Here is a 19,699-nt window from a genome sequence, read left to right as displayed (position 1 = left end):
GTTTTCCGTAATACTAGATGGAATATTGTCTGTTAACAGTGTTACTTGTTGTCTGTGTCACTCGTTATCTGTGGTCGAAGCGCTTGACCAGATGGTCACCGGTGGACTGGATGATCTGAACCAGTATGACCAGCATCACGACCGTAATCAGCATGACGGTACCGTCAAAGCGCTGGTAGCCGTAACGGATACCGACGTCACCCAAGCCGCCGCCACCGACAGTACCAGCCATCGCCGAGTAGCTGACCAAGGTCACTAGAGTGATGGTTACGGCGTTGAAAATGCCCGGCAGGGCTTCTGGTAGCAGTACCTTGGTAATGATTTGGCGTGGGGTTGCGCCCATCGCCTGTGCAGCTTCCACCAAACCGGTAGGGACTTCTAGCAATGCCCCTTCGACGAGACGGGCAATGAAAGGGATCGCGCCGACGGTCAATGGCACAATCGCCGCTGCGGTGCCGATAGAGCTGCCAACCACGAAGCGGGTAAATGGAATTATCGCTACCAGCAAGATGATAAAGGGAATGGAGCGGCCAATATTGGTCACAATACCCAGCACTTTATTAACTGCAGGGTTGGCCAGTAGGCCGTTTGCTTTGGTTAAGTGCAGGGCAACGCCGACAGGGATCCCGATCAAAAAGCCTATAAGGCCAGAGGCAAAGACCATGATCAGGGTTTGACCAAGGGCATCGATAAGCAGATCAACCAAACGTTCGTTCTGGGTCCACCAGGTGGTAATTGAATCAAGCAACATAGCCCAATACCTCTACATTTACTTTGTGATCGCGAAGGAAGTTAATGGCTTGGTCAGCCGCTTGCTCGGTGCCGAAGAATTCAGCGAGCATCAGGCCGAACTTGACGCCGCCGGCGTAGTCCATGTCTGAGCTTAAAATGCTGATATCAATATTGAACTCGCGAGCCACTTGCGAGATAAGCGGAGCATCAACCGAGGCGCCGGTAAACTCAAGGCGGATCAGCGGGTAGCTGTTCGCAACACGGGTTTCCACCATGCGTGTGCGGTAGTCTTCAGGAATAGAAAGATCCAGGGTAGAGCGGATAAAGTCACGCGCGAGCTCGGTTTTCGGGTGGGCAAAGATATCGCCGACCGGCCCTTTCTCGACCAGCTCACCGTCACCGATGATCGCCACTTCGGAGCAGATGCTTTTCACCACATCCATCTCGTGGGTGATCAGCAAAATCGTCAGCTCGAGCTTGCGGTTGATTTCCTTTAGCAGCGTCAAAATAGATTGGGTTGTCGCTGGGTCAAGGGCGCTGGTGGCTTCGTCACACAGGAGTACCTTGGGATCAGAGGCCAGTGCACGGGCAATTGCCACACGCTGCTTCTGTCCGCCACTCAAATTGGACGGGTAGGTTTCGCTCTTGTCGGCCAAACCAACCAGTTCAAGCAGTTCATCGACTTTAGTTTTTATGCCTGCTTTGTTGGTGCCTGCCAGCTCTAGGGGCAGCGCGACATTGTCGAAAACAGTGCGAGAAGACAGCAGGTTGAAGTGCTGGAAGATCATGCCGATCTTGCGGCGCGCCTGGGTCAGCTCTTGGTTTGAGAGCTGGGTGAGATCGATACCATCAACGATGACATGACCGCTTGTTGGGCGCTCGAGCAGGTTGACGCAGCGGATCAGGGTACTTTTACCGGCACCGGAAGAACCTATCACTCCAAAGATGGTGCCTTGCTCAATGGTCAGGTTGATATCACGCAGTGCGTGGATCTCCTTGGCCCCTTGATAGAAGACTTTATTGACTCTGTTTATTTCTATCATCGTTTTTCCCAAATCCTATACCGTGTTGATGACGGGCACGCCCATCAATGGCTGCGACCGGTATATTGTTATGTTGTGTATTGCATTTGCATTATTTTATTGATGCCTGAGGTCTGTCTGCCAATCGCATCTATGGCTTTGATGCTATGGGCTAATATAAATGAAGTCAATAGATATTTTTACGTCTGGACGTCTAAATGGCTTTATAGCCATAATCGCAGTGCGACTATTCTATGTTGCTCTTATTGCTGGGGTTGATAGAAACAGGTGAATCCCGTTGCCAGCCGTGCCATAATTTGGGCATAACGAATACAGCGAGACAGAGGGCTGACGCTTGGCCAAACCAGCAGTTTTTATTGACCGTGATGGCGTAATTAACATCGATCACGGCTATGTCCACACTACCGATGATTTTGAATATGTCGAGGGTGTGTTTGAAGCCTGTAAGAAACTTAAGGCGATGGGGTACATGTTGGTGTTAGTGACCAACCAGTCTGGCATTGCCCGCGGGATGTTTACCGAGGATGATTTCCTGACCCTGACCGAGTGGATGGACTGGAATTTTGTCGACAACGGTGTCGAGTTCGACGGTATCTATTACTGCCCGCATCACCCGACTGAAGGCAAAGGTGATTACCTTCAGGATTGTGAATGCCGCAAACCTAAGCCTGGTATGTTTAACTCTGCCCGTGACTTCCTCAAGATTGATATGGCCAGCTCGGTGATGATCGGTGATAAGGCCGATGATATGAAAGCCGCCGAAGCGGCTGAAGTCGGTACCAAAATCTTGGTGCGTACTGGCAAGCCGGTAACCGATGAGGGTGAGCAGTTGGCAGATGCGGTGCTAGACAGTGTTGCTGATGTGCCGGCTTGGCTTGCCGCACAATAATCGCTGAGTGGCGAAACAATAGATAAAGCCCTATGAACAGGGCAAAGCAATGGCATGTGAGTGCCGGAAAAAGGTCGCGATAGCGGCCTTTTTTGTGCCTGATTTTCTATTCCCTCATGCTGGCAAAATTGACCAATATGCGAACAAATATGCCACAGGTGTCTTACCTCTTCTTTTGCTTTGGTTCTAAGCTATTGAATAATAATGGCTGAATTTTGGCACGCATGCTGCACTACAACAATAACGTGTGAGAGTACGAGAAGGGTGAGGAAAGATTATGCGTAATATAGTGAAGCTGATAGTCGCGGGTAGTTTGTTATTAAGCACAGGTTATGGATACGCGGACGAGCTGGATAAGGCTGCTTGGCAAGCAGAGACCGAGCTATCGCTCACCAATCAAAAGCACCAGGCACTTGCTACGGTACGCCAGTTCCACAGCGACGAGCTTAAGCGGTCATTGGCACAAGGCCAGCAAGCGGTTATTGCCGATATGACTGAGCGGCAATTGTACCAACAGCTGACAATGCCCGACGAGATAGCATTGCAGGTCGCTTCGCAGGAGTCGGGTCTGGTGGATGGAGAATAATGCGAGGAAGTCGTGCCAGTATGCTTATGTCAGGGTAAAAGCGGCCGGGTAAGTAGCGAATAAAAAAAGGAAAGCCAATGCTAAGCAGTAGCTTCCCTAAACAGTGCGACTGACTCACACCAATTACAGGTAAGGTTAGACCGGGGCGATAGAGCTACCCTTGATCTTGCAAGAACGTGACCCAAGGCCCTGCCGCACCTTTCATGTCCTCGGACTGGGCGGCGACTTTCATTGCCTTGAGTGCTCTACCCAACTGGTTGAGCTCGAAGTGGGCCATACCGCGCAAGTAGGCGAGCTCGGCCTTGTCACCCGACTCGGCACCGGGGGCTGGTTGCAGGGCAAACTCAGTAGCTTGGCCATATTGCTGGGCCTGCAGCATCAAACGGGCGATTTTCAGCTGGGTGTTGGCTGTTGGTTCTTGCTGGTAGGCACTACGGTAGGCCGTAATGGCCCGGTCCAGCTCTTTGGCCTGCTGCCAGAAGCTGGCGAGTTTATTCCAGTGTTTGACCGTGTTGCTGATATTGCCGTTGGCCATCTCTTGTTCCAGTGTTTTTGCTGCCCGGTAAGGGATCCCGCGGTACGCCTGGAAATTAGCGAGGCGCAGGAACTCTTTCTCTTCATCAAACAGTCCTAGCTTGTAGGCGCTCTCCAAGGTAGCCAGTGAGTTACGCTCCTGGTTTAGCTCCATATAGACGCCTGAAAGCTGCATCCAGTACCGTTTCTTGTGCGGATACTTTGATGTCAGGGTCTTCAGTACACCGGCGACACTCTTGAATTGCTTCAGTTCATAATGGGATGCCATCAGCAGCATGTACCACGACTCGCTCGGGGCCGGGCTCATCGCTATCGCCTGCTTGACCGGCGGGATCGCGTTTTTGTAATTCTCCATCTGGACATAGCCACTGGCTAGCGTGATATAGGCATGGGCACTTGGCTTCTCCTCGGTGGTCTTGGCGATCTCAAACCATCGCTTCATGGTCGTGACCGATTGCTGGAATTGCTCCTCGGCCAAGTAAAGCTGGGCGAGGCTGTAGCGAACCTGCTGGGCGACCGGTACCGGCAGGGCATCTTCTGCCAACGACTTGGCAAAAAATTGCGAGGCCTTGCCGTAGTTATCCTGCATCGAATATAAAAATCCCATCTGTTGCAGCAACACTGCCCGGTCATATTTTTTCGACTTGGTTCGCTCGAGGGCGCTTTCCAGCTTGTCGATAGCCTGGTTGTACTTCTCGGTGGCAATTAACTCCTGGACCTTGTTGACGGTCTTGAATGTCCGGTCGCTGAGCTCTGGGGTTCCCTTGGCCATAACCGGTGCCGCAAGGGCACCGGTTAGGATAAAGAGAGAAGCCAGCAAATGTTGTTGAAATTTCTGCATGGGTCACTCCCTTAGTTGACTGAAAACTCGATTTCCTGCGACAGGCGGGTACTGACGGCCTGGCCGTCGACCTGCTTGGGCTTGAAGGTCCATTTCGATACGGTCTTTCTTGCCGCTTTGCCGAGTCCCATTCGGCGTGGCGTCTCCTTGAGCACCTTGATGTCCTCGACAGCGCCGCGGGCATTGACGGTAAACTCGAGCATGACTATGCCTTGTTCAATGCCGGCCCTAGCGGCTTTACGCGGCATTTGTGGCTGGAATGTTGCCAGCGGTACAGGACCACCGTTACCCGCCATCTGTGCCCCGCCACCTTGGCTGTAGTGGCCAAGTACTGAACCGCCGGTGACATTGACGGGGAGATCCAGCTTCGGCATATCCATCGGGATTTGCTCCATCACTGGCTTGACCGTTGACGTCACTTTTAGCTCAGGCGGCGGTGGTGGCCGCTTCGGTGGTGGCGGTTTCGGGAGTTCGCGTTTTTTCTCCTGTACTTTTTGTTCCGATTTGACGCGGATGAAGTCGACCATACGCAGGTCGTCATCCGACACCAGTTCGTGGCGCTCTTTGTTTACCAGCTTGTCCATCCCCCAGAACAGGCCCAGGGAGACAACGAGCGCCAGTGCTAATGAGGCCAGATACCGCATAGGCTTAATCCTTATTGGTTGCGGCAATGGAGATGCTCTGGACACCTGCCATTCTTATCTGATCCATCACCTTGACGACGACACCAGACTTGGCTTCCTCGTCAGCCTGGATCACCACGGCTCCGTCTGGGCTTTCAGCCCGCAGGCGTTCGATGTTGGCGCGAACGGCATCCACCTCGACACGACGCTTATCGACCCACACGTCCCCGGCGGCACCGACGGCAACCATGATGTTGCCTTTCTTGACGGTTTGCGCGGTGCTGGCGCTTGGACGGTTAACATCAATACCAGCTTCCTTGACAAAAGAAGTGGTAACAATAAAGAAGATCAACATGATAAACACGATGTCGAGCATCGGGGTCATATCGATAGCGGCTTCGTCACTGCTCTCGCTGCTGTAACGTCTTTTCATGACCTATACCTCTAAATTCCATTTATTAGGCAATGTGCTTCAACTTGTCTTCCAACTTCTGGGTGGAGACTTTGGCGAGGTGATCGAGCCGGGAGCTGAAAAATAGCCCGGATAAAGAGGCGACCATGCCTGCCAATGTTGGGATTGTTGCCTTTGAGATCCCCGACGCCATGGCGCGGGGGCTGCCTGTTCCTGTGACTGCCAGGATATCGAAGACCTGTATCATCCCTACCACGGTACCCAGTAGGCCCAATAGTGGACAAAGGGCGATCAATACCTTGATGATAGGTAGGCCGCGTTTGTTTTCGATATCTTGCTTGGAGATGATCTCCTGACGGATCATCTTGGCACTCCAGCTCTGGTGCTCTGTTCGTGCAGACCATTGCCCCTCGACCCTTTTCATCGCCCGGGGCAGGACAGCGGCAAAGTAGAACCAGCGTTCGAGCAAAACCGTCCAAAGCATCAGGCTGAGGACGAAGATGGCCATCAGGACATCCCCCCCCATGCCGAGGAAGCGCCGGATGGATTCCAGCTCTTCAATTAACCACCACATAGTGCCTCCTTACTTCTCGGCAGCGTGCAGTTTTTCCTGGTAGCGAGCGATGTAGCCTGCACTCTGCTCTTCTAGGGTTTGCACCAGTCGGCGGCTCTTGCTGTGGACCAGGGTATAGAAGAACAGCAACGGAATGGCGACAACCAGCCCCAGCATCGTGGTTACAAGGGCCTCGGAAATACCGCCGGCCATTAGCTTTGGATCACCGGTACCGAATAGGGTGATAGCCTGGAAGGTACCTATCATCCCCATTACGGTACCCAGTAGGCCGAGTAGTGGGGCGACGGAGGCAAACAGTTTGATGGAGCCGACAAAGCGCTCGATGCTCGGGGCATTGCGCAGGATCACTTCGTCGAGCTTGGCTTCTAAGTCTTCCAGATTATTGCTGTTGTGGCCAAGGTAGGCTTCGATGATCTCACCCAGCGGGTTACCTTTGATCACGGCGTCGGACTTAGTTTGGCGGCGCATCTTGCTGCCAATGATGGTCAGACGAAGGAAGCAGAACAGGGCGACAAGTGCACCAATAGCCCCCATACCCAAGATCACGTAGCCGACGATGCCGCCCTGGTCAATACGTTCTTGGACCGTAGGGCTCTGCACCAGCAGCGATAGGATCACGCCACGGGATGGGTCGATAAACAATGGCTCGTAGCTGCTGTCAGCGGCTTCAAAACCCGGTACATTGCGCATAATGTTTTTGCCCGGCTGGCGTGACAGCTCTTCGAACTTACCGGTTTGTGGTACGTAAGTGATGTACTTTCCATCGGCAATGGCATTGAACTCACCGACAAGGGTGATATCGCGCACGGCTTCCTTACCTTCGCCGTATACCACGGTGGCTGGCGCGGTTGTCGTTTCGCCTGACAAGATGATCTGCTGCAGAATCGTGTGCCAGAAGGCTTCTAGCTCTTGGCTTGACGGTAGCTCTTTGCTCTCGGCAAGTTTGGTCAGCACAGCATTGCGCTCAGGGAACAATACTGCATTTTGTGAAGCTGCGAATAATCCTTTGAATTCCCCGGCATATTGACGGACAACACCGAACATCTCGCCAAGGGTGCCGGTCCGCTGGCGCAGGGTTTCGGCCAGCTCTGTCAGTGATTTGTCATTGGCATCGAAGCTGGCTTTGAGCTGGTCGCCACGTACGGTTTCGGCTTTCAGCTCAGTGCGGGCCTGCTTGAGCAAGGCGGCTTGCTGGTCGCGGTTGGCCTTGAAGTCTGCTTCACGTTGTTTGTTTTCCTTTGACTCGGCGATGCTGTCGGATTTCACCGACTGTAGCAACTGAGACAGTGAGGCTGGGTTTTCTGCTTGGGCTGGAGCGGCCAGCATTAGTCCAGTCAGCAGGGCGGTAGCCAGTGTTTTGAATCCTTTCATTATCCTTCCTCCCCGGCGAATACAGGCAATTTGATGAGGGCTGGTGGCGCTTGCTTCTTGGCAATACGCAGACCTTGCTGGACAGCGATACGGTAGCTTTGTGGTAGCGTTTCCCACTGACGGGTCTGCTGGTTCCACATCCCGGTTTCGCCCCCGTCAGGTGACTGGTACAGCAGGGCGGTACGGCCGATCCGCAGGAAGTCGTAAGTCACGGTTTCGCCGTTACGTTCCAGGCTGGCTTTATAGGATTCGATTGAACGCGAGAAGCCTTCTTCTATCTGGTAGGCTTCCATGACTTTGCGGAATTTTTCCGAGGTGGTGACATCTGCTCGGTCCATCAGTTTATGAAGTTCGGCGATACGGAGGCTGCGCTCTTCGGTTTGGAAAGGCAGGTCGAGGGCAACGAACTCATCGAGCGCATCGATCATCTTGAGCGTCAGCGGCACCACTTCCATCGCGGTCTGGTCTATTTGGGCGATCTGGCGATTGAGTGAGTCCAGTTCACCTTGCTGGGAGTCGACCATGCGGCTGATCTGGGCATTGTAGATCTTCATGCTGTCGATCTGGCGTAGTAAGCCCTTGTATTCAGCCAGCATCGATTCTGTGCTGTCGGCGTATTTGTCGACTTTTACCTGCGAAGAGGTGGCCGATTTGTCGGCCTTGGCCTGCGTGGCCACTACCGAGCCGGAGTCAGCGGCATAGGCGGCAGTGCTCAGGGCCAGTATGGCGGCAGTGATTGCACTAACGCCAAAGTCCTTGATAGTCATAGGTGCATCCTTGTCTTAGTGTTTGTCAGTCAGAAAAGAGGGCGCGAGCTGTACCCGCGCCTGAAATCATTAGAATTGGTATGCTAGATCTAAGTAGATAAATCGGCCGACATTGTTATGAACGACGATGTCATAGCCATTGGAGTCGTTGCTAAATGGGGCGAGCTCGTCAGTCACATTATTAATACCGAACGCAATTTTCATCTGTTCGATACCGCTATAGGCAAGCTGGGTATCCCAAGTGGTTAGGCTATCGATTTCGGTGAATTTATCCGTTTCGTAGAGTGCATCGTAACTGTGGGTATAGTTGATACGGTTGACGAATTTGAATTCTTGGTATGCCCAAATCACGCTACCGTTACCTTTGAAGCGAGGCCCACCACCTTCGACACCGCCTGTATCTTTACCTGCGGTTTCTGTTGTAACGCCATCACTATCTGTAATTTTGAATGAGTCGATGTAGCTACCGTTAAGGCTGAAATCGAAGCTGCCTGAGGCCAAGGTTTCGTAGGTATAATCAATACCCATGTCGATACCTTGTACCTCTTGTTCATCAAGATTGAGGTAGACATTGTTGATTTGAACAATATTACCGCCGTCATCGCGAATGACGTTCGAACTATCGTTGTCAATCAAGTCTTGGCTACTTAAGCGGCCAATTTTGTCTTTATTGGTAATTCGGTAAATATCAGCTGTGATGCTTAGATCTTCGATAGGCTCAACGACGACACCAAAGTTGAATGATTCAGATTTTTCAGCTTCTAGATCTTCGTTACCAGAGCTAACAACTTTAAATTGTGCTGCCTCACCAGTTGTATCAACAAGATTTTGGTAGCTTGTTGAGCTTCCCATATAAAGCTCGGGTAGGGTTGGTGCCTTAAAGCCTTGGCTGTATGAGCCTCGGAAAACAACAATTTCATGAGGTTGGAAACGTATCGCTGCTTTGGGGCTGAATGCGCTACCGAAATCGTTGTAGTGTTCAAATCGTCCAGCTAGCTGTAGCTCAGTCGTTTCGTGCACCGGGATCATAAACTCGGTATATGCTGCGATTACATTGCGATCGCCTTTAGAGCTGGTACCACCAGAGCCGATAATCTCACCTGCAGCGACTTGACTGTCTGGGGTATCTTCTGCGGACTCGTAACGGAATTCACCACCGAAGGCCATTTGAATATCACCGGCGGGTAATTCATAGACTGGCATTGCAGCACCGGCATTAAGGAATGCAAGTTGGGATTTACCTTTGCGGGTTGTTTCGGTTACCGCAGGAGCGATTGAGTCGGCACTATTATGTGGAGAGAAAGGGTTGTAAGTGCCGTTGTCAATCAACGCTTGATAAGCTGCTCTGTTGATGTAGCCAGAGCCAACATTTTTTGTCTGGGTATAGTGGTAGCCAACATCGGCATTCCATTCAATATCGCGCTCACCCCAGTAACTAAGACCTTCTAAGCCAGTTACGATCCGGGCTGAATCTGTTGTTACGTCGTTGACACGGTTGGGAGCTGCTGTCATACGATGGCGCAGTTTTACATCTTGGCCAAACGTATTAAAGGGATTGTCAGCTGCCACGATAATACCGTCATTTTCATCTGTAGGCGTTGGTGCTGAGATAGTGGTTGTTTCTACGCGGTTTAATGCCAACTCAAGAAAAGAGTTTACATCATCATTAAGCTGGTGATTTATCGTACTTAGTAAACTATAGCGGTTACTCTCAGGGATCATGGCAATGTCAGAGGCGTAATCATAGTTACAACTTAATTCATTGCCGTTGGCATCCTGTCCACATAGCGCACCAAGGTAATTACCATCAACATCGAAAGCGTACCCAGGGTTACCCCGGCTTGAAGTCCAATCGAACCCGCCTCTGTCGGTAAGATCTGCGCTTGATGTATTACTACGGTCTTCGCGCATGATGTTGCCTTTATTGACGGCATTAAATGACACCATGATATTGGTTTTATCATCGTTGAAGGTTTTACCTGCAGTAATCGTTGCGTTTAACTCTTCACCATCCATTTCGGACGTTACGCCTGATTTTGTTTTAATTTCAAAACCTTCGTAATCTCTTTTTAGAATGATATTGATAACACCGGCGATTGCATCAGAGCCGTAGAGTGCTGATGCACCGTCTTTTAGTACATCGATACGCTCAACGGCAGAAAGAGGGATACTGTTGAGATCAACGAAAGTATCATTCATGTTCTGGCCAAAGGCGTAGTTGGCTACCCTGCGGCCATTTAGCAATACCAATGTACGACTTGAGCCTAGCCCGCGTAATGAAACACCTGAGGTGCCAGCTGCGAAGCTATTGGTGGCATTATTACCGTAACTGCCGGAGCCATTCTGGGTTAAACCACGTAGAACATCATCAACACTAACTGCGCCCATATCTGCAATATCAGAAGCGGTATAAACATCCACTGGGTTCGGACCTTCCATGTCCGTGGTTGAAATACGCGATCCTGTGACCTTCATCTTTTGCAGTTTCTCAACCTGCTGTTCTTCAGCGTGGGCGGCTGTGCTAATAAAGCCTGATCCCAACGCGAGGCTGATAGCAATAGATAAGGCTGTTGTTTTTTTATTCATCCTTGCTGCTCCGTTATTATCCTTCCTGTGATTTGGCCGAGATAGGGCCAAACGAGCATTAACTTTTTGTTAACGCTGCGTGGCAAGATATACATGAAGCAAAAAGTTGAAGTCAAACCAGTGGGTTTTGTTTCATCATCAAGATAAAACGGAGTGTTTAACTGCAATTAAGTAATATTTAGGTGATTATTCTGGTTGGTTGTTGTTTCATGAAGGTAAATATTGCTTTATTGCCAGTAGCTACAGAAATTTCTTTGTTAATGGATAATGTTGCTACAAGGGTGGAGGGTGGAGCCTTTCTTTGCTTTTTTGTTAATGTTTGGTTGATTGTGTTACTTTTGATGTTGGTGAATAGATATTCATAAATACTATCAAGGAATGCGTTTTTTGGTGTTGTTTTTGCTTCTGGCGTATACCTATAACTAGAGGGGATGTATTGGCGGAATTTTCATTCAGCGCTGGTAGGTAGAAAGCCGTCTGGCCTGCATGCGAAATTCTGTCGGTAATTCTGGTTTTTATAAAATGCACCGAGTTTTATCTTTTTTTAAATATTATTTTTACCCTGCGATGAAATGTGACAAATTTGGTTCAAAATTGTTGCTCTTGGTTGAGGGTGGGTGTAATCCACTGTATTTATGGATAAATTAAAGAATAAATGATGCCATCCAATCGCTTTCCTGTCGTTCGTTTACTCAGGAAGGACTTATTTACTGGTAGTTAACTGAAAGGTTTGCCTGTTTGACATGGAGTAGTTAAAACATGCTGTCATATTTCTTGCGTCGATTGGCATTGGTTGTCCCGACGTTTTTAGGGATCACTATCCTTATCTTTGCCATTACCCGTTTTGTGCCCGGAGGGCCTGTTGAACGGATGCTGGCCAATATGCAGGCACAAGGTGATGGGGCTGCAGCCATGACATCGGCTGGTGGTAACTCGGCACTGTCTGAAGATCAAATTGCCGAGCTGAACGCCTTTTATGGCTTGGATAAACCCGTCATTGAAGCCTACACCGAATGGCTCGGCAAGTTGATGGTGTTGGATTTTGGCGAATCCACCCGCTATTACGAACCGGTCTCCGATATGATTGCCGAACGGTTGCCGGTCTCGTTGTTCTATGGCGGCATGACGTTTTTCATCAGTTATTTCATCTCGATCCCCCTTGGTTACTACAAGGCGCTCAAGCACGGCTCGGTATTTGATTCCGGCTCGTCCATCTTGATTTTTATCGGCTACGCCTTACCCGGCTACGTGGTGGGTGTCTTGCTCATCACCTTATTCAGCTATCACCTGGAATGGTTTCCGATGGGCGGGTTCGCGGGTGATGATTACGATGATTACGAAACCTTTGTTGAGCGGGCCAGGGATGTGATGTGGCATGCGGTGCTGCCGCTGATCTGTTATCTGATCGGGGACTTTGCCACTTTGACCATGACCATGAAAAACAATCTGATGGAGAACTTGTCATCCGACTATATCCGTACCGCGATTGCCAAGGGGCTGCCGTTTAAAAAAGCAGTACGCAAACACGCCCTGCGCAACAGTTTGATCCCGATTGCCAGTCACTTTGGTAACTCGTTGTTATTTTTCATGACCGGCTCTTTCCTGATAGAAGTTATTTTCAATATCGATGGGATTGGCTTGCTTGGCTACGAGTCGATTATCGAGCGGGATTACCCGGTCGTGATGGGGATCGTGGCTATCAATGCTGGCATGCTATTGATGGGCAATATTATCTCCGATATCTGCGTTGCCCTGGTTGATCCACGAGTGAAGTTTGGAGCCTGATCATGTTGAACTTAAACCCGCTAACGCTGCGAAAGATCAAACGCTTCAAGGAAATTAAGCGTGGCTATTGGTCTTTCCTACTGCTTTCATGCCTGCTGGTACTATCACTGTTTGCCGAGTTGTTGATCAACAGCAAGGCGCTGGTGGTCAAATACAATGGCGATTACAGTTTTCCGGTACTGTCTGATGTCCGTCTCGGCAGTGAATTTGGCCAGCCGTCATCTAGCGAAGCGGATTACCGCGCACTCCAGCAACTCTTTGCTGAGCAGGACGGGGATAACTTTGTGGTTATGCCGCTGGTGCCGTGGAACCCTTATGAGCAGGATTTTTCCGGTGATTATCCGCCCACCGCCCCGAGTGCTGCTGGTAAGCATTACTTGGGAACCGATGTGATCGGCCGGGATATTCTCGCCCGTTTAGTCTACGGTTTTCGTACTGCGATGGGTTTTGCCCTGATCACCATGGCGGTTTCTTATGCCATTGGTACGGCAGTGGGGTGCGCAATGGGCTTCTTCGGTGGCAAATTCGACCTGTTTGTCCAACGCTTAATAGAGGTGTGGTCAATGGTGCCTTTCCTCTATGTCATTATGATTTTGGTGTCGATAACTCAACCGACGTTTTCATTATTTGTCGCCATCAACGTGTTGTTTGGTTGGATGGGAATGACCTGGTACATGCGTACTATGACCTACAAGGAGTCAGCCCGGGAGTATGTGATGGCGGCCAAGGCGCTGGGGGCGTCGACCCTCCGCATTATCTTCCACCATATCTTGCCGAATACCATGGTCATGATTGTGACGCTGGCGCCGTTTACTATCGCCGCCAATATCACCGCGTTGACGGCGTTGGATTACCTTGGCCTCGGCCTAATGCCACCGACTCCGAGCTGGGGGGAGTTACTGCAACAAGGAAAGTCTAACTTGGACTCGCCGTGGATTGTGGCCTCGGTTGTGTCATCGATTGTCTTGGTGCTAGTGATGGTGACCTTCATTGGTGAGGCTATCCGGGCTGCCTTTGATCCAAAGAAATTCACCCGCTATGTATAACTCTGGCTTGCAGCTGTTGAAATAAGGATATTAATAATGAAAAGCATGCTCAAATTTTCAGCTGTCGCGATCATTGCCGCACTCGGAAGTGCTGCACAGGCGGCAGACCTACCCGCAGATTTGACGTGGGTGTCAAATATGGAAGAGCCGTTGTTTGCCTCTCCTGAAGCCAAGTTCGGTGGCACGTTACGCACTCATATGGCCAGCTTTCCGCAGACTTTGCGCAGCGTCGGCCCAGATTCCAACTCCGGGCTTCGTCATCACTTTATGGACGGGGTTCCCAAGCTGGCCGCACGTCATCCCAACACCGAAAGGTGGATCCCTCAGTTAGCGCAGGAATGGGCCTTTGGCGATGATAATCAGACCGTGTATTTCAAACTGGATCCCAACGCTCGTTGGTCGGATGGCGAGAAGGTTACCGCCGATGATTACCTGTTTATGCTGAAGTATTACCGTTCGAAAGACATTATTTCACCTTGGTACAACGACTTCTTTACTAAAAAAATTGAGGATGTCATTAAATTCGACGACTACACCATCGGGGTGAAGTCAGCCACCAAAATGACCGATGACGAGCTGATGGTGCAGATAAACCTGCCAAGCAACGGTTTGCAGCCAAGGCCAGAGCACTTCTTCAAGCCGAAAAAAGATGATAATAACGACGGTATCGACGATAACTTTGTTCGTCGTTACAACTTCAAGAGCGAGCCGACAACGGGTCCTTATTACATGGACAAGGTCAAGAAAGGCAAGAGCGTGACCTTCAAGCATGTCGGGGAAGACTGGTGGGGTTACAGCAACCGCTATTACCAGAACCGCTATAACGTCGAGAAAGTACGTTATACGGTGATCCGCGACAGTGACATTGCCCGCAAGCATTTCGAGAAAGGCAGCTTAGACACCTTTGGTCTGGTTTTGCCTAGTCTCTGGCATGAAAAAGCCAATACTAAGCCTTATAAGAATGGTTATATCCATAAGTTTTGGGGGTATAACCAACGCGTCCAAGGGGCGGGGGGATTATGGATCAACACCGCTCAGCCATTGCTTGATGACCGCTATGTCCGTGCTGGGGTGACTTATGCCACCGACTTCGATGGCATGATTGCCAATGTCTTGCGCGGTGATTATGCCCGCAAGCCCCACGGTATGGGGTTCGGCCATGGCGGCTATGATCGCAGTGACAATAAAGCGCCGGCCTTTGAGCCTGAGTTGGCGGCAGAGTACTTTGCCAAAGCGGGCTTTGACAAGATTGGGCCGGATGGGATCAGGGTAAATGCCAGCGGAGAGCGTTTGAGCTTTGCTATTACCTATGGGTACCAGCCGCATACACCGCGAATTGCTTACCTGAAAGAGCAGGCGAAGCAAGCTGGGCTTGAATTGACCCTCAACCTCGTTGATGGCTCATCGGCCTTCAAGTATGTGTTGGAGAAGAAACATGATCTGGCATTTATCAATATGGGAGGCGGGGAGATCCCGGCTTACTGGGAATACCTTCATTCAGTCAATGCGAAACCGCAAACCAACAACCATACCAATTTTCGCTCTCCGGAAATGGATAAGTTGATCGACCGCTATAACAAAGAATTTGATCTTGAGAAGAAACAAGCCGTATCCCATCAAATTCAGAAAATTATCTCTGATGAGTTCTTGATTGTACCTGGCTACATGGTGCCCTATACCCGAGAAGGGTATTGGCGTTGGCTGAAATATCCGACTCCGGCCATGACTAAGCAGACGAGTACTTTGTTCTCGGTCGTTGATCTGGCCACGTTCTGGATTGACGGGGAAGAAAAGAAAGCCACCCTTTCTGCGATGAAGAAAGGCAAAACCTTTGAACCGGTCACTGTGATCGATGACAACTATAAGCTGTAAGGTCGGTCGACTATGCAAGATGATGTAATTTTAAGTGTTCAAGGGCTGGAGACTGAGTTCACTACCGATGACGGTATTGTCAAAATCCTTCATGGCGTCAGCTTCGATGTGCGCAAAGGGCGGACATTGGGCATTGTCGGTGAGTCGGGTTGCGGTAAAAGCGTGACGGCAATGTCGATCATGGGTTTGCTGCCCAAACCCTACGGGCAGGTCGTTGGCGGTCAGATTTTGTACCGCGGGACTGATCTGGTGACATTGCCTGCGGAAGACATGTATGCCATGCGAGGGAACCGGATTTCGATGATTTTCCAGGATCCGATGACCGCACTCAATCCCGTGCACTCGGTCGGTCGCCAGCTTATCGAGGTACTTGAACTGCACCGACCTGAGCTTAACAAAGGTGAGCGGAATCAGTACGCCTTGGAGATGCTCAGGAAGGTTAAAATCCCGATGCCGGAGAAACGGCTCAAGGAGTACCCGCACAACCTTTCGGGAGGGATGCGTCAGCGGGTGATGATAGCCATGGCACTGGCGTGTAAACCTGACATACTTATTTGTGATGAACCGACAACGGCATTGGATGTCACGGTGCAGGCCTCGATCCTTGAGCTGATTAACGATCTTCAGCAAGAAACCGGCATGTCTGTGATTTTCATCACCCATGACTTGGGTGTTGTTGCTGAAATTTGTGATGACGTTGCGGTGATGTATGGCGGGAAAGTGGTGGAGTTCGCCGACATTTTTGATTTGTTCGACAATCCCCAGCATCCCTATACCGAGCGCTTAATGGGCTTGATGCCTAGCTTGGATAATGAACCAAAGCAGCCGATTGAAATTAAACCTATTGATGTCACTTTGTTCCCCGAATTCAAGGGATAGGAAAGGGATAAGCAAAGGCAAGATTGAGCGGTATAGGTTGAGTGGTAAAGGGAGAATAAAATGACAGAGTTACTAAGGATAGAAAATCTCAAGCAGCACTTTGTCTCTGGTAAAGGGATTTTTAAAAAAGGCTACACGGTGAAAGCGGTCGACGGGGTCTCTTTCTCTGTCGCTCGTGGTGAAACTTTGGGATTGGTAGGGGAGTCTGGCTGTGGTAAGAGTACCTTAGGTCGGACGATCCTCAAGCTCTATGAACCGACAGACGGTAAAATTTTCTTCGAGGGTAAAGATATTACCCAGCTCTCCGCCAAAGAGATGCGTCCGCTGCGTAAAGACTTGCAAATCGTTTTTCAAGATCCAATGGAGTCGCTCAATCAGCGTCATACCGTTGGGATGATTTTGGAAGAGCCTTTCATTATCCACAAGGTCGGAACACCAGCGGAGCGAAAGCAGTGGGTGAGAGAGTTGTTGGTTAAAGTGGGTCTGCCCGAGGAAGCCACTAATCGTTATCCGCATGAGTTTTCTGGGGGACAGCGCCAGCGAATAGGGATTGCCCGCGCGATCACCCTCAAGCCTAAACTACTGATCTGCGATGAGTCGGTATCTGCACTGGATGTATCGGTCCAGGCTCAAATCCTGAATTTGTTGCTGCAACTTCAACAGGAGATGAATTTGGCCATCATCTTCATCTCTCACGACCTCTCGGTAGTGAAGCACATCTCCGACCGTGTGGCGGTGATGTATTTCGGCAAAGTGGTGGAGATGGGCGATGCCCGGGAAATATACAGTAACCCGCAGGCAGATTATACCAAGAAGCTGCTGTCGGCCATTCCGATCACGCATCCTCGTGACAGGAAGCGTAAGAGGCCCGCAAACAACACCCATGTAGCCTGACAATGAGAAAAGGAATAGGGTATGAAACGGATTTTAACGGCATCGTGCTTATTGTTGCCGGCGCTCTCTTGGGCAACGCTGCCCAGCGACATTCAGTGGCAGACTAATAATGATGAGCCTTTGTTTGCCTCTCCTGATGCAAAATTTGGTGGCACACTGCGCACATCATTGCCGAGTTTTCCGCAAACATTTCGCACCGTAGGGCCTGATGGCAATGGGGCTTTTCGGGTGTGGTTGTTGGATAAGCAGCCGCAATTGTTGCAGCGCCACCCCGATACCTTGGCCTATATTCCTGATATCGCTACTCACTGGGCATTTGGCGAAGATAACAAAACACTCTATCTGAAATTAAATCCGGCGGCGAGATGGTCGGATGGCGAGCCGCTAAAGGCGACTGACTTTAGCTACATGGTCGATTTCTACCGCTCCAAAGATATCATCGATCCTTGGTATAACACTTACTACAGCACCCAGATAGACAAGATCGAAGCATTAGATGGCCATACAATAAAGGTTGTTTTTGGCAAGGAGCTTGATAAAGCGGCGTTGCTATACTTCAGCCATCGTCTTAGGCCTCGTGCCGAACATTTCTACCTGCCCAAAACCGATAAGAATGGAGACGGGGTAGACGACAACTTCGTGCGCCGCTACAACTTCAAGGCTGAACCGACACTCGGTGCGTATCATATTGGTAAGGTAAAGAAAGGCAAATCTATCACCATGCAGCATATTGGTGAGGATTGGTGGGGCTACACCAACCGTTATTATAAGCACAGGTATAATGCTGAGAGGGTCAGGATCAAAATCATCCGTGATAACGATATTGCCTTCAAACATTTTGAAAAAGGTGAGCTAGACGTTTATGCGCTGGGGCGGCCTGAGCTTTGGTATGAAAAGAGTCAGTCGGCACCGTTTAAAAAAGGGTATATCCATAAATTCTGGGGCTATAACCAGATGGAATTGGGGGCGGGTAGTTTTTGGCTCAATACTGACAAGCCGATGCTGGGGGATATCAATATCCGCAAAGGCATCGCCTATGCGTTGAACATCGACGGATTGAATAAGAATATCTTCCGTGGTGACTTTAGCCGTAAGCCGCAAGGACTCGGGATAGGGCAAGGGGCGTTTACCAACGAGGACCTATCGCCACTGCCTTTCGAGCCGGGAACAGCAATCAAGTATTTCGAGCTGGCAGGATTTGATCATATTGGTGGCGATGGCATTCGTGTCAATAAGGACAACCAGCGTTTAAGTTTTGCCGTGACCTATAGCCATCAGATAGTCACACCACAACTGGCTTATTTGAAAGAGCAGGCAAAAGCGGCTGGCTTAGAGCTAACGATGAACTTGGTTGATGGTTCCTCGGCCTTCAAGTTTGCGCTCGAGAAAAAACATGAAATCTCATACCACTCGATGGGAACCGCTGCGCGTCCGCAATACTGGGAGTATTTCCACAGTGCCAATGCTGGTAAGCCACAGAACAATAACTTCACCAATTACAGTACACCTGAGTTGGATGCGTTGATAATGAGCTATCGCTCGGTGTTTTCAACACCGGAGAAGCAGGCGTTGTCTCGTGAGATCCAACAGCAGGTCCATGAGGCGACAGTGATTGTCCCCGGGGTGATGGCACCTTATATTCGCGAGGCTTATTGGCGGTGGATGAAATATCCGGCACAGCCGATGCAAAAGAAAACAGAGCAGCTGTTTACTATTGGCCGTTTAGCTGATCTTGGGGTGTACTGGATCGATCAGGACGTTAAGAAAGCCACATTGAAAGCGGTGAAGAAAGGACAGAGCTTTGAGCCTGTCACAGTATTGGACACTAAATACAAACCTTAACCTATTTGCATTATTCGTTTTCATCAAGGCACCCAAGCGGTGCCTTGTTCTTTTAGAGAACAAAAAGGCAGATACTGTTCAAATAGTGTTCGAACGGTTTGGGTGGGACGTTTTTTGTTGATTTAAGGCTTGTCAGCTGATCAGAACTCCCTATAATGCCACCTCACTGACACGGAGCACGGCAACTTAAGCCGCTAACCAGTCAGTATTGTTCTTTAACAATTTGACCATGCAATCTGTGTGGGCACTCGTGAAATGATAGTCAACAAAAGAATTATCAATGAAACTGAGTGACCAATACAAATAGTAAGTTTACTTATTATTTGGCACAGTCAATTCAATCATTACTTCGGTAGTGATTTAACAGTATTTCATTGAGCCAAAACTTTAATTGAAGAGTTTGATCATGGCTCAGATTGAACG

General features: G+C 49.9%; 17 protein-coding genes. 8 read left to right on the top strand and 9 right to left on the bottom strand.

Annotation, left to right across the window (positions count from 1 at the left end):
* Positions 1–64: 64 nt before the first annotated feature.
* On the bottom strand, positions 65–751 hold the full coding sequence (locus tag L4D79_RS26570) for a methionine ABC transporter permease (RefSeq protein ID WP_428656183.1): 687 nt from the start codon (positions 749–751) through the stop codon (positions 65–67).
* The gene (gene metN, locus L4D79_RS26565; protein ID WP_428656180.1) at positions 741–1,775 is read right to left on the bottom strand and encodes a methionine ABC transporter ATP-binding protein MetN; all 1,035 of its coding nucleotides are present in this window, start codon (positions 1,773–1,775) and stop codon (positions 741–743) included. Before metN ends, L4D79_RS26570 begins: the two co-directional genes overlap by 11 nt.
* A 334-nt stretch (positions 1,776–2,109) precedes the next feature.
* Here metN and gmhB point away from each other — a divergent pair, with 334 nt between their 5' ends.
* Entirely contained in the window at positions 2,110–2,664 is a 555-nt protein-coding gene (gmhB, locus tag L4D79_RS26560; protein WP_428656178.1) for a D-glycero-beta-D-manno-heptose 1,7-bisphosphate 7-phosphatase, read from the top strand.
* 277 nt (positions 2,665–2,941) lie between these two features.
* Positions 2,942–3,250: a hypothetical protein gene (locus L4D79_RS26555; RefSeq protein WP_428656175.1), complete on the top strand. Its 309-nt coding sequence runs from the start codon at positions 2,942–2,944 to the stop codon at positions 3,248–3,250.
* Between the two features lie 154 nt (positions 3,251–3,404).
* On the opposite strand, the gene L4D79_RS26550 is transcribed toward L4D79_RS26555, so the two are convergent.
* From L4D79_RS26550 to L4D79_RS26520, 7 genes are all read right to left on the bottom strand, one after another.
* Complete coding sequence (locus L4D79_RS26550) at positions 3,405–4,625, bottom strand: tetratricopeptide repeat protein (RefSeq protein ID WP_428656173.1); 1,221 nt, start codon at positions 4,623–4,625, stop codon at positions 3,405–3,407.
* A gap of 11 nt (positions 4,626–4,636) precedes the next feature.
* A complete protein-coding gene (locus L4D79_RS26545; protein ID WP_428656336.1) occupies positions 4,637–5,269 on the bottom strand; it encodes an energy transducer TonB in 633 nt (210 codons plus the stop codon).
* Positions 5,270–5,273: 4 nt separating this feature from the next.
* Positions 5,274–5,681 carry an ExbD/TolR family protein gene (locus L4D79_RS26540; RefSeq protein WP_428656171.1) on the bottom strand — a complete coding sequence of 136 codons (408 nt, stop codon included), beginning with the start codon at positions 5,679–5,681 and terminating at the stop codon, positions 5,274–5,276.
* A gap of 25 nt (positions 5,682–5,706) precedes the next feature.
* Positions 5,707–6,234 carry a MotA/TolQ/ExbB proton channel family protein gene (locus tag L4D79_RS26535; RefSeq protein WP_428656169.1) on the bottom strand — a complete coding sequence of 176 codons (528 nt, stop codon included), beginning with the start codon at positions 6,232–6,234 and terminating at the stop codon, positions 5,707–5,709.
* Positions 6,235–6,243: 9 nt separating this feature from the next.
* Positions 6,244–7,605: a MotA/TolQ/ExbB proton channel family protein gene (locus L4D79_RS26530; protein ID WP_428656166.1), complete on the bottom strand. Its 1,362-nt coding sequence runs from the start codon at positions 7,603–7,605 to the stop codon at positions 6,244–6,246.
* The gene (locus L4D79_RS26525; protein WP_428656164.1) at positions 7,605–8,372 is read right to left on the bottom strand and encodes a DUF3450 domain-containing protein; all 768 of its coding nucleotides are present in this window, start codon (positions 8,370–8,372) and stop codon (positions 7,605–7,607) included. The genes L4D79_RS26530 and L4D79_RS26525 overlap by 1 nt, the downstream gene beginning before the upstream one ends.
* Before the next feature lie 69 nt (positions 8,373–8,441).
* A complete protein-coding gene (locus L4D79_RS26520) occupies positions 8,442–10,958 on the bottom strand; it encodes a TonB-dependent receptor plug domain-containing protein (protein ID WP_428656162.1) in 2,517 nt (838 codons plus the stop codon).
* Positions 10,959–11,717: 759 nt separating this feature from the next.
* On the opposite strand from L4D79_RS26520, the gene L4D79_RS26515 reads away from it, so the two are divergent.
* The 6 genes from L4D79_RS26515 to L4D79_RS26490 are packed head-to-tail and all read left to right on the top strand — an operon-like array spanning position 11,718 to position 19,276.
* The gene (locus L4D79_RS26515; RefSeq protein WP_428656159.1) at positions 11,718–12,743 is read left to right on the top strand and encodes an ABC transporter permease subunit; all 1,026 of its coding nucleotides are present in this window, start codon (positions 11,718–11,720) and stop codon (positions 12,741–12,743) included.
* 2 nt (positions 12,744–12,745) lie between these two features.
* On the top strand, positions 12,746–13,789 hold the full coding sequence (locus L4D79_RS26510; RefSeq protein WP_428656157.1) for an ABC transporter permease subunit: 1,044 nt from the start codon (positions 12,746–12,748) through the stop codon (positions 13,787–13,789).
* Positions 13,790–13,834: 45 nt separating this feature from the next.
* The gene (locus tag L4D79_RS26505) at positions 13,835–15,661 is read left to right on the top strand and encodes an extracellular solute-binding protein (protein WP_428656333.1); all 1,827 of its coding nucleotides are present in this window, start codon (positions 13,835–13,837) and stop codon (positions 15,659–15,661) included.
* Between the two features lie 12 nt (positions 15,662–15,673).
* Positions 15,674–16,540 carry an ABC transporter ATP-binding protein gene (locus L4D79_RS26500; protein ID WP_428656154.1) on the top strand — a complete coding sequence of 289 codons (867 nt, stop codon included), beginning with the start codon at positions 15,674–15,676 and terminating at the stop codon, positions 16,538–16,540.
* Between the two features lie 60 nt (positions 16,541–16,600).
* Positions 16,601–17,434, top strand: a complete 834-nt coding sequence (locus L4D79_RS26495; protein WP_428656152.1) for an ABC transporter ATP-binding protein — start codon at positions 16,601–16,603, stop codon at positions 17,432–17,434.
* Positions 17,435–17,455: 21 nt separating this feature from the next.
* Positions 17,456–19,276, top strand: coding sequence for an extracellular solute-binding protein (locus tag L4D79_RS26490; RefSeq protein WP_428656150.1), 1,821 nt, complete (start codon positions 17,456–17,458; stop codon positions 19,274–19,276).
* Positions 19,277–19,699 lie beyond the last annotated feature (423 nt).

Origin of the sequence: Photobacterium satsumensis (assembly GCF_050336935.1) — a bacterium.
GTDB lineage: Bacteria > Pseudomonadota > Gammaproteobacteria > Enterobacterales > Vibrionaceae > Photobacterium > Photobacterium satsumensis.
This window is presented reverse-complemented; position numbering and strand designations above follow the sequence as displayed.